This is a genomic window from Arthrobacter sp. NPDC056493, assembly GCF_042795115.1.
Classification (GTDB): domain Bacteria; phylum Actinomycetota; class Actinomycetes; order Actinomycetales; family Micrococcaceae; genus Arthrobacter.
On the sequence record NZ_JBHTSL010000015.1, the window covers coordinates 42,011 to 55,181 of the forward strand.

General features: G+C 65.5%; 13 protein-coding genes. 3 read left to right on the top strand and 10 right to left on the bottom strand.

Annotated elements, in window-relative coordinates; all coding sequences use genetic code 11:
* Nucleotides 1–43 precede the first annotated feature (43 nt).
* The 3 genes from ACFQ50_RS08895 to ACFQ50_RS08905 all read right to left on the bottom strand — a co-directional run bounded on the left by ACFQ50_RS08895 (nucleotide 44) and on the right by ACFQ50_RS08905 (nucleotide 3,992).
* Nucleotides 44–1,141 (bottom strand): NADH:flavin oxidoreductase/NADH oxidase, encoded by a 1,098-nt coding sequence (locus ACFQ50_RS08895; RefSeq protein ID WP_377995193.1) that lies wholly within the window; start codon nucleotides 1,139–1,141, stop codon nucleotides 44–46.
* Nucleotides 1,142–1,146: 5 nt separating this feature from the next.
* A complete protein-coding gene (locus ACFQ50_RS08900; RefSeq protein ID WP_377995160.1) occupies nucleotides 1,147–2,139 on the bottom strand; it encodes a co-chaperone YbbN in 993 nt (330 codons plus the stop codon).
* Between the two features lie 80 nt (nucleotides 2,140–2,219).
* Nucleotides 2,220–3,992 (bottom strand): hypothetical protein, encoded by a 1,773-nt coding sequence (locus ACFQ50_RS08905; protein ID WP_377995161.1) that lies wholly within the window; start codon nucleotides 3,990–3,992, stop codon nucleotides 2,220–2,222.
* Between the two features lie 193 nt (nucleotides 3,993–4,185).
* Here ACFQ50_RS08905 and ACFQ50_RS08910 point away from each other — a divergent pair, with 193 nt between their 5' ends.
* Complete coding sequence (locus ACFQ50_RS08910; RefSeq protein ID WP_377995162.1) at nucleotides 4,186–5,553, top strand: AI-2E family transporter; 1,368 nt, start codon at nucleotides 4,186–4,188, stop codon at nucleotides 5,551–5,553.
* Here ACFQ50_RS08910 and ACFQ50_RS08915 read toward each other — a convergent pair.
* Nucleotides 5,550–6,350: an alpha/beta hydrolase gene (locus ACFQ50_RS08915; protein ID WP_377995163.1), complete on the bottom strand. Its 801-nt coding sequence runs from the start codon at nucleotides 6,348–6,350 to the stop codon at nucleotides 5,550–5,552. The genes ACFQ50_RS08910 and ACFQ50_RS08915 overlap by 4 nt on opposite strands.
* A 52-nt stretch (nucleotides 6,351–6,402) precedes the next feature.
* On the bottom strand, nucleotides 6,403–6,759 hold the full coding sequence (locus tag ACFQ50_RS08920; protein ID WP_377995164.1) for an ATP/GTP-binding protein: 357 nt from the start codon (nucleotides 6,757–6,759) through the stop codon (nucleotides 6,403–6,405).
* 153 nt (nucleotides 6,760–6,912) lie between these two features.
* Between ACFQ50_RS08920 and nucS the strand changes: the two genes are divergently transcribed.
* Both nucS and ACFQ50_RS08930 read left to right on the top strand, forming a co-directional pair.
* Nucleotides 6,913–7,608, top strand: coding sequence for an endonuclease NucS (gene nucS, locus ACFQ50_RS08925; RefSeq protein WP_377995165.1), 696 nt, complete (start codon nucleotides 6,913–6,915; stop codon nucleotides 7,606–7,608).
* A gap of 294 nt (nucleotides 7,609–7,902) precedes the next feature.
* Complete coding sequence (locus ACFQ50_RS08930) at nucleotides 7,903–8,106, top strand: cold-shock protein (protein WP_003804766.1); 204 nt, start codon at nucleotides 7,903–7,905, stop codon at nucleotides 8,104–8,106.
* A 133-nt stretch (nucleotides 8,107–8,239) separates the two neighbouring features.
* On the opposite strand, the gene ACFQ50_RS08935 is transcribed toward ACFQ50_RS08930, so the two are convergent.
* The 5 genes from ACFQ50_RS08935 to atpA form a co-directional block, all read right to left on the bottom strand.
* Complete coding sequence (locus tag ACFQ50_RS08935; protein WP_377995166.1) at nucleotides 8,240–8,671, bottom strand: DUF2550 domain-containing protein; 432 nt, start codon at nucleotides 8,669–8,671, stop codon at nucleotides 8,240–8,242.
* A 10-nt stretch (nucleotides 8,672–8,681) separates the two neighbouring features.
* Nucleotides 8,682–8,966 carry a F0F1 ATP synthase subunit epsilon gene (locus ACFQ50_RS08940; protein ID WP_306924356.1) on the bottom strand — a complete coding sequence of 95 codons (285 nt, stop codon included), beginning with the start codon at nucleotides 8,964–8,966 and terminating at the stop codon, nucleotides 8,682–8,684.
* 1 nt (nucleotide 8,967) lies between these two features.
* Nucleotides 8,968–10,422, bottom strand: coding sequence for a F0F1 ATP synthase subunit beta (gene atpD, locus ACFQ50_RS08945; protein ID WP_377995167.1), 1,455 nt, complete (start codon nucleotides 10,420–10,422; stop codon nucleotides 8,968–8,970).
* A gap of 80 nt (nucleotides 10,423–10,502) precedes the next feature.
* Nucleotides 10,503–11,393 carry a F0F1 ATP synthase subunit gamma gene (locus ACFQ50_RS08950; protein ID WP_377995168.1) on the bottom strand — a complete coding sequence of 297 codons (891 nt, stop codon included), beginning with the start codon at nucleotides 11,391–11,393 and terminating at the stop codon, nucleotides 10,503–10,505.
* A 76-nt stretch (nucleotides 11,394–11,469) separates the two neighbouring features.
* Nucleotides 11,470–13,107 (bottom strand): F0F1 ATP synthase subunit alpha, encoded by a 1,638-nt coding sequence (gene atpA / locus ACFQ50_RS08955; protein WP_377995194.1) that lies wholly within the window; start codon nucleotides 13,105–13,107, stop codon nucleotides 11,470–11,472.
* Between the last annotated feature and the right edge of the window lie 64 nt (nucleotides 13,108–13,171).

Genomic DNA, 13,171 nt, shown 5'->3' on the forward strand with positions numbered 1-13,171 from the left:
CGGGAGGAGTAGAAAACCGGGAAGGTCCCGCCCTCCACAAGCGTCAGAACGTGCGTCTCGGCACGGCCCGTTCATACTGCGGCGCCCAGCGCAGGTCGTGGCCAAGTTCAAAGGCGGCGCGGAGCCACCAGTGCGGATCCCGCAGTGCCGCCCGGGCGATAAAGACGCCGTCAGCCTGGCCGGTGGCCACCACATGCTCTGCCTGGTCCGGGGACGTCAGCAGCCCCACGGTGCCGGTGGCGACTCCTGTTTCGCGGCGGATCCGGGCTGCGAATTCCGTTTGGTAGCCCGGTCCCGGCTGGATCTGCTGGTGTGCCACGGCCCCGCCGCTGGACACATCCACAAGGTCGACGCCCCGCTCGGCGGCCTGCGCGGCCAGGCTGACCGAGTTCTCGACGCTGATCCCGCCCTCTGCCCAGTCGGTTGCCGAGATGCGAAGCAGCAGCGGCATGGAGTCCGGGATGACGTTGCGAACAGCATCGATGACGGCCAATGTCAGCCGGTTCCGCCCGGCTGCATCGCCGCCCCAGGCGTCCGTGCGGTCGTTGATCAGCGGGCTTTGGAACTCGTGGAGGAGGTAGCCGTGGGCGCCGTGCAGTTCGATTGTGTCGAAGCCTATGTCGACGGCACGGGCCGCCGCGGCCGCAAAATCGGCGATGACGCGCCGGATGTCATCCTCGGTCATGGCCGCGGGCGGCATGTAGCCGTCGAAGGCCTGGGCGCCCGGACCCACTGTCTCCCAGCCGCCGTCGGACGCCGGCACCGATCCGGCCCGCCCGGAAAACGGCCAGTACGTGGACGCCTTGCGTCCTGCATGGGCGAGCTGGACGCCGATCTTGGTGTCGGCCACGCCGTGGCGGTGCACGAAGCGGACGATCCGCTCCCAGCCCAGCGCCTGCTCGTCGTTGTACAGCCCCGCGTCGCGCGGGCTGATGCGCCCTTCGGCGTTGACTGCAGCAGCCTCGGTCAGGATGAGGGCGGCTCCCCCGGCGGCGAACGATCCGAGGTGCATGAGGTGCCAGTCGTTGGGCACCCCGGGGGCCGCGTCAGGTTCGCAGCTGTACTGGCACATCGGCGAAACCCAGCCCCGGTGCTGCAGGTCCAGGGAGCGCAGCGTCAGGGGCCGGAACAGCGCGGGCACCCCCACTAAAACAGCACCCGCGCCAGAGCCTGGCGGGCCTTGCCCACACGGTCGTCTGTGGTTCCGACTACTTCGAACAGCTCAAGCAGGCGAACGCGGGCGGATTCGCGTTCCGGCCCGAAGTTCCTGCCGATGAACGCGACCACGCGGGCCAAGGCATCCTCCACGTGGCCGCCCGCAAGATCGAGGTCCGCCACACCCAGCTGGGCCGTCAGGTTGTCCGGTTCATCCGCGGCGAGCTGGCGCAGGGCCTCACCCTCGGGTCCTGAAAGGGTCTGCAGGCGTTCCATGAGTTCCACCTGCGCCAGGCCGGCCTTGGCCTCCGCGTCCGCCGGCATCTCGGCAAGCGCCTGCCGGTAGGCAGCGGCCGCTCCGGCATAGTCACCCACTTCAATGGCGTCGAAGGCCTTCTGGTGAAGCGGGGGCAGGGGGGCAGGGCCGGGTTCTTCAGAGGTACCGGTGCCACCTCCGACGTTGCCGGTGACCCCGTTGGCGGCGGCAACCGTAAGAAGTTCGTCCAGCAGGGGGCGGATCTGCTCCTCGTCCGCGCCGCCCTGGAAAAGCGGAACCGGCTGCCCCTTGAGAACGGCGACGGCGGTGGGGACGGCCTGCACCTGGAAGGCCTGGGCCAGCTGGGGGAACGCTTCGACGTCGGCAGCGGCGAGGACCAGCCTGCCGCCGTAGCTCTGGACGTTCCGGTCAAGCGCATCGAGCACGCCTGCCGATTCGGGCGAATAGGCGGCCCAGAGGACAAACACCACGGGCACCTGGGCGGACAGCTCGATAAGGCTCTGGAAGTTTGCCTCAGTGACGTCCACGCGGAGGGCGGGTCCGCCGTCGGCCTGCTGGGCCTGCTGGGCCGGTATGTCGCCGGCCGCGGGGCCATCGTTCGGCGCCGGCGGCGCTGGCCGCTGCTTGAGCGCGGAGAGATCGACGGCGCCGCGAAGGTTAAGCTGGCTCGCGGCCGAAGGGACAGGGCGGGAAGCTGGCGAACTCATAGCTCCCACTCTAGCCACAAGAGCGGCCGCGGTAAGCACCGCGGCCGCTCCAGTGACGGCAGGTTTAGGGAAGCCGTTCCCTACTTGAAGCTGGCGCCAACCAGTCCGCGCGTGGCGGCCACGAGCTTCATCGGATCCTTCGAGTCGGCCGGCGGCACGTACACGGCCACAGATTCGGCGAACTTCAGCACCATGCCGGTGTTGGTCTCCTTGCCACCGGCGAGGACGGCCGCATCGTTGCCGATGGAGAGCTTGTCGCCTTCGGCCTTGGGGGTGCCGTCGAAGTTGAAGGTCAGCCGGCCAAGGACCAGGGCCCCGCCGTCCTCCGTCCGGAACACAACCGTGTTCTCCGGAACAACCTTGTGCGTAAAGGCAAACTTGCCGTCCACGCCGTCCTTCACAATGTCGGCCTGGTAGGACAGCGTGTCCGCGATGTACGGGGACGATTCGCCTTCCACCAGCTTGCTCTTGAACGTGGAATTGGACTTGGTCAGCCGGTCCGCCAGTCCTGCGAGCGCTTCCTGCCCGCTGTAGAGCAGCCCGGACTTGTCGCCTGCGGCCAGCGACTCCGTGCCGCCGCGCACGATCGCCGGGAAGGTGGTGCCGGGCTGCAGCGGCGACGTGCCCACGAGCTTGTAGTTCTCCCGCGGGGACGTCTGCACGAGTGTGAGCAGCTGCGGTACTACATTGCCTTCACCCTGCGTGACGGCCAGGACGGAGCGCGGCCACTCGCGCTTGTCCGTGACCACCGTGGTCAGGAGCTTGGTGGACCGCACGGGCATGCGGGCGTCGTAGGAGGCCACCCGCGACCTGATCTTGTAGTTCTGGGTGCGGACCTCAAGCTCCGTCCCGGCAACGCGGGCGGCAAGCTTCTTGGCGTCCTTCGCGGCGTCGCCGGCGTCGGTGGCGCTGGCCACCTGTTCCAGGATGCGGCGGAACTGGGCATCAAGAACCACCGGCGTGCCGCCGGCCCCGGACGATGCGCTGGCCGTGGGGGCGGCGGACGTCGACGCCGGGGCAGACGAAGTGCTGGCCTGCGCGGCCGCTGCGGTGCCGGCGAGGACAACAGCCGTGGTGGCCGCAACCACCACGCTGAGCCGTGCGGAGGAGGACCGTTCAGCGGCCTTGGCTGCCGCCTTGGCGCGGGCCCGCCGCGCGAACGCGCTGCCCAGCTTGCCGTTGCCCTTGCCCGCGGATCCATTGTCGCCGGACCCGTTGCCGGAAGTCCCGCCGTCGCGGGGCGCCCCGCGCTTGGGCTTGAGGACCAGCAATGCCCCGCCGGCAAGGATCAGGAGCCCGCCGAGGACCATCAGCGGCACGGCCCACGGCATGGAGGTGTCATTGGGGAACGTCATGGAAATGGACGACGGCGCGGGCTTCTTTCCGTCCGCTGCGAGCAGAAGGGACCAGTCGCCGTCGGCCGGGGCGGACCACGTGTAGTCCAGCTCGCCACTGGCGTTCTCGGTGCTGACCCAGAGGTCGGATCCGGCCGGCGAAGGCGCGCTTGCTTCGCCGTCGGTGTGTTTCACCTGCAGCGACTTCTTGTCGTCGGAAACTCCGGTGACCGTGTTGTGTGCGGTCTTGCCCACCCAGGCGTCGACGTCATCCGGGCGTCCTGCCGCGAGCAGGAAGCTGCCCTCGCCCTTCACCTTGATGGTGACCGTCCCACCTTCGACGGTGCGCAGCTTCTGGTCGATCACGGTCAGGGGCGCGGCTTCGGCGGCGGAAGCCGTTGCCGTCACTGTCTCGGCAGGGGCCCAGAAGGTCTTCTGCCCGATGCCGGCCAGCAGTGTCAGGAGGCCGAGCAGCACAAGTGCAACTGCAGTCTTGAAACGCAAAGGAATACCTATCATCAGCGGGGGGTTCAACTTCAATAGTAACCGTTTTGTTACCAATAGGCCGGATCGAGGGGTTCAGGGGCCCGGCTGCCACTCCGGTTAAACGCCGGCCGCCCGGCTATTCACAAGGCTGCTGATAGTGTTTGCGATGATCATCACACCCGGCCCGCAGCCGCGGCGCCACGGACGGTAAAGGCATCAAAAAGCAGTGACTGAACACACGGATCCGTCCATGCGCGGCCCCGAAGATCTGCCCGACGCCGACTCCCCCCAGGGCCTGCCGGCACCAGCGGACACTGCTGCACGGAACGCGGCAGGACACGGCGCCGCGGCGCAGTCCACGCCGCCGCAGAAGCCCGGCAAGACGAAGGGCCGTCCCGCAGCCCTGGGCGCGGTGTTGAGGCGGCTGCGCCAGCCAATCCCCGGCGCCCAGCCCAGGCTCCGGTTCGAGTTCCCGCCGGAGCACCCGGACAGCGGCGGGGCAGAAGATGCCGGTGAAACCGCGGACAGCACACGTTTCGGTTCCCCCGGTCCCCGTATCTCGGCCCAGCACCCGCTGTATCTGGGGTTCATGGGCACCGTCGGTGTGGGCCTGGCCCTGCTCGTCTACTGGATCGGGTCCCACACCACCCAGCTCCTGCTCTGGATCGTTGCTGCGCTGTTCATCGCCCTCGGCCTGGACCCGGTGGTGAGGTGGCTGGAAGGCCGGAAGATACCCCGGCCCGCGGGCATCCTCGTGTCGGTGTCCGTCCTGATGATCGCGGTGGTCGGGTTCTTCGCCACCCTCATCCCCACGATCGTGGAACAGGTGACCGAGCTTGTGCAGCAGGCACCCGTGTGGGTGCGGGACTTCATCAACTCGGATTTCTTCCGGACCCTCGACAACCAGTTCGGCGTCCGCGACCGCATCACCGAGGAGCTGGACAAGTTCGTCAAGAACCCCGAGGCCATGAGCGGCATCTTCGGCGGCGTGCTTGGCTTCGGATCAACGGTGGCCAACGGCCTCTTCGGCACGCTGATCGTGCTGGTGCTCAGCCTGTACTTCCTCGCCGCGCTGCCCGCAATGAAGAGGTGGGGCTACCGGCTGGCGCCGCGGTCCCGCCGGCACCGCGTCGAGGCGCTGTCCGAGGAAATCACCCGTTCGGTGGGCAACTACGTCATCGGCCAGGCAGTGGTCGCCCTCCTGAATGCCACCTTCGCCTTCATCGTCATGTCCATCATCGGCGTGCCGTTCGCCGTGCTGCTGACCTTCATCGTGGCGCTGCTGGCCTTCATTCCGCTCGTTGGCGGGCTGATCGCCGGCGTGGTGGTCATCCTGATCACCCTGACGCTCGGCTGGCAGTCCGCCCTGGCCTACGCCATCTGCTACTTCGCCTACCTGCAGTTCGAGGCGTACTTCATCTCGCCGCGCATCATGCAGAAGGCTGTTGCGGTGCCGGGCGCCGTCGCCGTCATTTCGGTGATCGCGGGAGGCAGCCTGCTCGGCGTCCTCGGGGCACTCATTGCCATCCCGACGGCCGCCGCCACCCTCCTGCTCATCAAGGAGATCTACATCGTCCGCCAGGATAAGCACTAGACGCTTGCGGTGGCCACCGGTCCGTCCCACTCCAGCGGGAGGCCCGCGGTCCCTGAGCCGTCGCGCGTGACGTCGTCCACGATCTCGTTCAGCACCCGCGCGGCCTGCTTCTCCCCCACCCAGAGGTGCTTGGCGCCGTCGACCCCCACCACCCTGGCCTGAGGCACAAGGCTGAACCGCGCCTCCGCGGCGGCGGGCCTGAGGTAATCGTCGTGCTCCGGCACCAGGACGGTCAGCGGCTTGCCGGCGTCCGCCCACAGCAACAGGTGCTCGTCAGTGGCGCGGTGCAGCGGCGGGGACAGCAGAACGGCGCCCTCCACCTGGGAGACCACCGGTTCCACGGCGCCGTACATCAGCGCGAGCTCGGTTCCGAAGGACCAGCCCACGAGCCAGCGGTTGGGCAGCCCGCGCTCGACGGCGAAGCGCACCGCCGCCTCCACGTCGTACCGCTCGCCGACGCCTTCCTCGAACGTTCCGTCGCTGGTTCCGCGGGGCGAGGATGTTCCCCGGGTGTTGAAGCGCAGCACGGCCACCCCGGCCAGCGCCGGCAGCCGGTAGGAGGCCTTGCGGTACACGTGGGAATCCATGAATCCGCCGTGCGTGGGCAGCGGGTGCAGAGTGATCAGCGTCGCGGTGACCGGACCCGATTCCGGCAGGGCCAGTTCGCCCACCAGCGTGTGGCCGTCCTCAGTGCGGATTTCGACGTTTTCGCGCCGGGCGGGAAGCACCGTGGAGGCGCGGATCGCGGTGGCTGCTGAAGGCTGGCTGAAAACGTACGACGCCGGGTCAAAAGTCATGCGCACCAGCTTATCTTCCGGCCGGGTTGGCCCCGACACGGGTCACCTTGCGTTACCGGTACCGGAAGTTGCGGGACGTCCAGCAGTTGGTGTGCCAGTGGCGCCGTTCGGCCAGACCCGCGGCAGCTCCGAACAGGTGGTCATCCGCCCAGACCACAAGGTGGGCGATTCCGGGCAATACCGCCGTGGAGCAACCCGGGCAGATGTAGGTCTTTTCGGCGTTGCGGGCTGTCATGGTCCGTACCATCCAGTCGCCGTCCGGCGCACTTTCCCGGCGGGCTATCCCGGCGCGGGCCCGCTCCAGGTCCAGTTCCGGGGCGGGACCTGCGCCGTGCTTTCCTCCGCCCGGGGCGCTGCCGGCCGCGCCGCGCCCGGTCTTGGGTTTGCGGGGACGGTTGGAGCGGGGCATGCCTCCATTCTGCCCTAGCCGGTGCCCCTGCCCGGCCCAGCATGACACCGTGCCACGCCAGGTCTGCTGCAGGCGGCCGGCAGACACTGCTTGGCAGACACTGCCTGGCGGGCACTGCAGGGAAGGCGCTGCGGAGAAGGTATGGTGTAGGGCGTGCGTCTCGTCATAGCCCGTTGCTCCGTTGATTATGTTGGCCGGCTCAAAGCCCATCTCCCCCTCGCCACCCGGCTCCTGCTGGTGAAGGCCGACGGTTCCGTGCTGGTGCACTCCGACGGCGGCTCCTACAAGCCCCTGAACTGGATGAGCCCGCCCGCCGTTCTCCGCGTTACCTCCCCGGAAGAGGCCGACGTCGAAGTGGGCGTCGTCGAACAGTGGACCGTGCAGTCGGCCAAGACGGACGACAGGCTCATCATCAACATCCATGAACAGATCCACGACAGCTCCCACGAACTGGGCCAGGACCCCGGCCTGATCAAGGACGGCGTCGAGGCCGACCTGCAGCGCCTCCTCGCCGACCAGATCGAAACCCTCGGCGAGGGGTTCTCGCTGATCCGGCGGGAGTACTTCACAGCCATCGGTCCCGTGGACATCCTGGCCCGTGACGCCGGCGGTGCAACGGTGGCCATCGAACTGAAGCGCCGCGGGGACATCGACGGCGTGGAGCAGCTGACGCGGTACCTTGAGCTGCTCAACCGGGATCCTCTGCTGGCACCGGTGCGGGGCATCTTCGCCGCCCAGCAGATCAAACCGCAGGCCAGGGTGCTGGCAACGGACCGCGGCATTGACTGCGTGACCCTGGATTACGACGCCATGCGGGGCGTCGACGACATCGAATCCCGGCTTTTCTGACCGTCACCTTCTGCCTGCCGCAGCCGTGGCCAAGGGGTGATCAGGCGTTTACTCCGGATTTGCCCAAAATTTGCCGGAATTCGCGTTTTGCCCGTTGACCAGACGGTTTGCCCATGAAATTCTTGTATCAGTCTTTGTGTAGGTGTTTTCATGCTCGCAAGACATGTTGCGAGCGCGAAGCTCCTGCAAAGCAATTCCGGTTGTCGGGGGTGCAGGCCAGGATTCTTCTCGCGGAGTAACCAAGACCAGTACGAGGTGTGCTGGCCTTAAAAGTTCCATACTGAGGAGAAATAAATGGCACAGGGAACCGTCAAGTGGTTCAACGCTGAAAAGGGCTTCGGCTTCATCACCCCGGACGACTCCGATGGCGATGTCTTCGTTCACTACTCCGAGATCCAGACCGGCGGCTTCAAGACCCTCGACGAGAACCAGCGCGTTCAGTTCGAAATCGGCCAGGGTGCCAAGGGCCCCCAGGCTACGGGCGTAACCGTCGTCTAATTAGTCTCAAAGCAAATGATCCTCGGCATTCGTGCCGGGGATCATTTTTTGTCACTAATATTTTCAGATCTTGAAACATTCACGGTAGGCGCCGGATCGTTGCCCAGCGGGACCTGGACTTACAGCGCAAACTTCAGCGCCAGGTCCCCACACCGATGACCGGCCCGGCTTCGAGCCACGAGGACAAACCGGTGTAGGCATCGAACTTCATGGCCAGGAAGACGTCCTGGCCCTCGTAGCGAAGCTCCACGATCACGACGTCGGGCTGCACCTTGACCAGCTCCGCCTCCGTGGGCTGGCGCCGGCCAAGCAGCTCCAGCGAGCTCCGCTTGAAGCGGTGGCGGGGCCGGACGCTCAGCGACAGGAGTTTGAACCACTCAAGCTCATTGTCCTGATAACGACAAACCCCCATCCGCCAGCTCTTTCCAGCCGTACAAATGGAGGCGTCAACCGTGCCCAGGGCGCGCCGCAGGTTGAAGCGGCGCACCCCAAACAGGCACAGCGTAAAAATCAGCACCGCAAACACGGTTGCTATGGCGATGAACGGAAAAGAAGTAACGTCCATCAGGGTTGTGCTATCGGATCCCCGCAGTGGCCGCGTCACCCAGCTGGGCGTTGTCAGCAACAATTACCACCCGGTTGTTGTCGACGGAGAAGAACCCGCCGTCAACGTCTACGGCAATGCGGTCGCCGGAAACCGGCTCGATCGCCAGCTGACCCTCGGCCAAAATCGCCAGCACGGGCGAGTGGCCGGGCAGGATTCCGATTTCACCATCGCTGGTGCGGGCCTTGACCATCTTGGCCGCCCCGGACCACACGAAGTGGTCCGCTGCGACAATCTCAACCTCAAGCTCAGCCATACTACTTGGTCTGTTCCTGAATCTTGGCCCACTGGCGCTCGACGTCGTCCAGGCCGCCGACGTTGAAGAACGCCTGCTCTGCAACGTGGTCAAGTTCGCCGTCGCAGATGGCCGAGAAGCCTTCCACGGTGTCCTTGATGGAAACGGTGGAACCCTCAACGCCGGTGAACTGCTTGGCCGTGTAGGTGTTCTGGGAGAGGAACTGCTGGATGCGGCGTGCACGCGACACGACGATCTTGTCCTCTTCAGACAGTTCGTCAACGCCGAGGATGGCGATGATGTCCTGGAGTTCCTTGTTCTTCTGCAGGATCTGCTTCACACGGACAGCCGTGTTGTAGTGGTCCTTGCCGATGTACTGCGGGTCCAGGATTCGGGACGTCGACGTCAGCGGGTCCACGGCCGGGTACAGGCCACGGGAGGCGATTTCACGGGAGAGTTCCGTGGTCGCATCCAGGTGCGCGAAGGTCGTGGCCGGTGCCGGGTCGGTGTAGTCATCTGCGGGGACGTAGATGGCCTGCATCGAGGTGATGGAGTGGCCCTTGGTGGACGTGATGCGCTCCTGCAGGAGGCCCATCTCGTCGGCAAGGTTCGGCTGGTAACCCACGGCCGAAGGCATGCGGCCGAGGAGGGTGGAAACCTCGGACCCTGCCTGCGTGAAACGGAAGATGTTGTCGATGAAGAGCAGCACGTCCTGGTTCTGCACATCGCGGAAGTACTCCGCCATGGTCAGAGCGGACAGGGCCACGCGCAGACGCGTTCCCGGCGGCTCATCCATCTGGCCGAACACAAGGGCGGTGTCCTTGAGGACGCCTGCCTCTTCCATTTCAACCCAGAGGTCGTTGCCCTCACGGGTACGCTCGCCGACACCGGCGAACACGGAAGTACCACCGAAGTTGCGGGCAACACGGGTGATCATTTCCTGGATCAGAACGGTCTTGCCCACGCCGGCGCCGCCGAACAGGCCGATCTTTCCACCCTTGATGTACGGGGTGAGGAGGTCGATGACCTTGATGCCCGTTTCGAGCATTTCGGTGGAACCCTCGAGGGACGCGAAGGCCGGGGCCTTGCGGTGGATCGGCCAGTAGTCCGAAGCCTGGATTTCGGACTCGTCGACGTCCAGCGGCTTGCCGAGAACGTTGAAGATGTGGCCCTTGACGCCGTCGCCAACAGGCACGGAGATCGGGGAACCGCTGTCCACCACGGACGTGCCGCGGACCAGGCCGTCGGTTGCCTGCAGGGAGATAGCGCGGACGAGGTTGTCACCCAGGTGCTGGGAGGTCTCGAACGTGATGGTCTTGGTCTCACCGTTGAGAGTGATCTCGGTGGTGAGTGCGTTGTAAATCGAGGGGATTGCGTCAGCCGGGAATTCGACGTCGACAACCGGGCCAATGACACGTGCGATACGGCCGGTGGCACCGGACGTTGCGGCTACGTGTTCGGTAGCGGTGGCAGTCATCTCTCTCACTTCACTCGTAGATGGCGTGGGGTTAAGTTTATCTGGTGGTGCAGGTCTGGCTGATCCGAGACCCCGACCGGTTAGGACGCGAGTGCGTCGGCGCCGGCCACGATTTCGGACAGCTCCTGCGTAATCTCTGCCTGGCGGGCGGTGTTGCGCAGACGCGTGTACTTCTTGATGAGATCCGTGGCGTTGTCGCCGGCGGATTTCATCGCCCGCTGGCGTGCAGCAAGCTCAGAAGCCGCTGCCTGCAGCATGGCCGCGAAAATGCGGGATTCGATGTAGCGCGGCAGCAGTGCGTTGAGCACCTGTTCCGGCTCCGGTTCGAACTCGTACAGCGGCAACAGTTCAGCTTCGGAAGTCGCCTGCTCTTCCACAACTTCGAGCGGAAGCAGGCGGATGACGGTCGGCTCCTGGGTCACCATGGACTTGAAGCGGGTGTACACAACGTGGATCTCGTCCACGCCACCCTCTTCGAAATCGACAGCGAAGTCCTCAAGCAGAGCCGCGCCGATTTCCTGTGCCGTGGCGAACTCAGGTGCGTCGGTGTTGCCGGTCCAGACGCGCCCGTAGGGGCGGTTCCGGAAATCGAAGTAAGCCTGCGCCTTGCGGCCCACCAGGTACGTCTTGACATCCTTGCCTTCGGCACGGAGCAGTTCGTTCAGGCCTTCGGCCTGCTTGAGCACGCTGGCGGAGTACGAGCCTGCGAGGCCGCGGTCCGAGGTGATCACCAGGACAGCGGCCCGGCGAATGCTCGTCGGCTCGGTAGTCAGGGGGTGGTCGATTTCGCTCTGGCTTGCGACGGCAGAAACGGCACGCGTGATCGCGTTCGCGTAAGGCAGTGAAGCTGCTACGCGTGCGCGGGCCTTGCCGATGCGCGAGGTAGCGATCAGTTCCATCGCCTTGAAGATCTTGCGCATCGACGTCGTCGAGCTGATCTTCTGACGGTAGACCCGAATCTGGGCTCCCATACTTATCCTTTCCTAAGATCCCGATGGCCGGGACTGCCGGACCCGCGAGGGGTTCCGGCAGTCCCTGCCAGCGAAACTAGCGCTTCTGCCTGACGATTTTTTCCTGGTCGACCTGGCCCTCGGAGATGGCTTCATGCTCCTCGTGGCCGGCGCCTACCAGTTGGTTGTCGCCTTCGCCGAAGAAGCCCTTCTTGAAGTTGACAATCGCGTCCTTCAGCGCTGCTGCGGTGTCATCATCCAGGACGTTGGTCTGAGCCAGCGTGGTGAGGATGGAGGACTTGTGCTTCAGGTGCTCAAGGAACTCGCCCTCGAAGCGGCGGATGTCCTCGACGGGAACGTCGTCCAGGTGACCCTGGGTTCCTGCCCAGATGGACACGACCTGGTCCTCGACCGGGAACGGCGAGTACTGGCCCTGCTTCAGCAGTTCCATCAGGCGTGCGCCACGGGTCAGCTGCTGGCGGGAAGCCGCATCCAGGTCAGATGCGAACATCGCGAACGCCTGCATGTCGCGGTACTGGGCAAGGTCCAGCTTCAAAGTACCGGAGACCTTCTTCATGGACTTGACCTGTGCGGCACCGCCAACGCGGGACACCGAGACACCCACGTCAACAGCGGGGCGCTGGTTGGCGTTGAAGAGGTCCGACTGCAGGAAGATCTGGCCATCGGTAATGGAGATCACGTTGGTCGGGATGTAGGCGGAAACGTCGTTTGCCTTGGTTTCGATGAGCGGCAGGCCGGTCATCGAGCCGGCACCGAGCTCGTCGGAGAGCTTGGCGCAACGCTCCAGGAGGCGGGAGTGCAGGTAGAACACGTCGCCCGGGTAGGCTTCGCGTCCCGGCGGGCGGCGGAGCAGCAGCGAAACTGCACGGTAGGCCTCGGCCTGCTTGGAGAGGTCATCGAACACGATGAGGACGTGCTTGCCGCCGTACATCCAGTGCTGGCCAATGGCGGACCCGGCGTAGGGAGCCAGGTACTTGAAGCCGGCGGGGTCGGAAGCCGGGGAGGCAACGATCGTGGTGTATTCCAGTGCGCCGTTGTCTTCCAGCGTCTGGCGGATTGCCGCGATGGTGGACGCCTTCTGGCCAATTGCCACATACACGCAGCGGACCTGCTTGGTCACGTCGCCGGAAGCCCAGTTGGCCTTCTGGTTGATGATCGTGTCGATGGCAATGGCGGACTTGCCGGTCTGGCGGTCGCCGATGATCAGCTGGCGCTGGCCACGGCCGATCGGAATCATGGCGTCGATGGCCTTGAGACCGGTCTGCATCGGCTCGTGGACCGACTTGCGCTGGGTCACGCCGGGAGCCTGGAGCTCCAGTGCGCGGGTGGTTTCGGCCTTGATCTCGCCGAGGTCATCGATGGGCACGCCCAGCGGGTCAACGACGCGGCCGAGGAAGGCATCGCCGACCGGTACGGACAGCACCTGTCCGGTGCGGTGCACTTCCTGGCCTTCTTCGATTCCGGTGAAGTCACCGAGGACGATGACACCGATCTCGCGGACGTCGAGGTTCTGGGCCAGGCCCAGGGTGCCGTCTTCGAAGCGAAGCAGCTCGTTCGCCATGACCGAGGGAAGGCCCTCAACACGGGCGATGCCGTCGCTTGCGGTGGTCACACGGCCGACCTCTACGCGCTCTGCGTTTCCGGGTTCGTAGGACGCCGCGAATTCGTTCAACGCATTACGGACGTCGTCGGCGTTGATGGTCAATTCGGCCATCTGCAGTCCCTGCTCTCCTGTATTCGTGATCATCGTTGCTCACGATGACCGGGGTTTCTATCAG

Bases quoted from the DNA above. Each gene is read 5' to 3' on its own strand.
- ACFQ50_RS08900 (WP_377995160.1), bottom strand. From the start codon at position 2,139: ATGAGTTCGCCAGCTTCCCGCCCTGTCCCTTCGGCCGCGAGCCAGCTT.
- ACFQ50_RS08905 (WP_377995161.1), bottom strand. From the start codon at position 3,992: ATGATAGGTATTCCTTTGCGTTTCAAGACTGCAGTTGCACTTGTGCTG.
- ACFQ50_RS08915 (WP_377995163.1), bottom strand. From the start codon at position 6,350: ATGACTTTTGACCCGGCGTCGTACGTTTTCAGCCAGCCTTCAGCAGCC.
- ACFQ50_RS08920 (WP_377995164.1), bottom strand. From the start codon at position 6,759: ATGCCCCGCTCCAACCGTCCCCGCAAACCCAAGACCGGGCGCGGCGCG.
- ACFQ50_RS08930 (WP_003804766.1), top strand. From the start codon at position 7,903: ATGGCACAGGGAACCGTCAAGTGGTTCAACGCTGAAAAGGGCTTCGGC.
- ACFQ50_RS08935 (WP_377995166.1), bottom strand. From the start codon at position 8,671: ATGGACGTTACTTCTTTTCCGTTCATCGCCATAGCAACCGTGTTTGCG.
- ACFQ50_RS08940 (WP_306924356.1), bottom strand. From the start codon at position 8,966: ATGGCTGAGCTTGAGGTTGAGATTGTCGCAGCGGACCACTTCGTGTGG.
- atpD (WP_377995167.1), bottom strand. From the start codon at position 10,422: ATGACTGCCACCGCTACCGAACACGTAGCCGCAACGTCCGGTGCCACC.
- ACFQ50_RS08950 (WP_377995168.1), bottom strand. From the start codon at position 11,393: ATGGGAGCCCAGATTCGGGTCTACCGTCAGAAGATCAGCTCGACGACG.
- atpA (WP_377995194.1), bottom strand. From the start codon at position 13,107: ATGGCCGAATTGACCATCAACGCCGACGACGTCCGTAATGCGTTGAAC.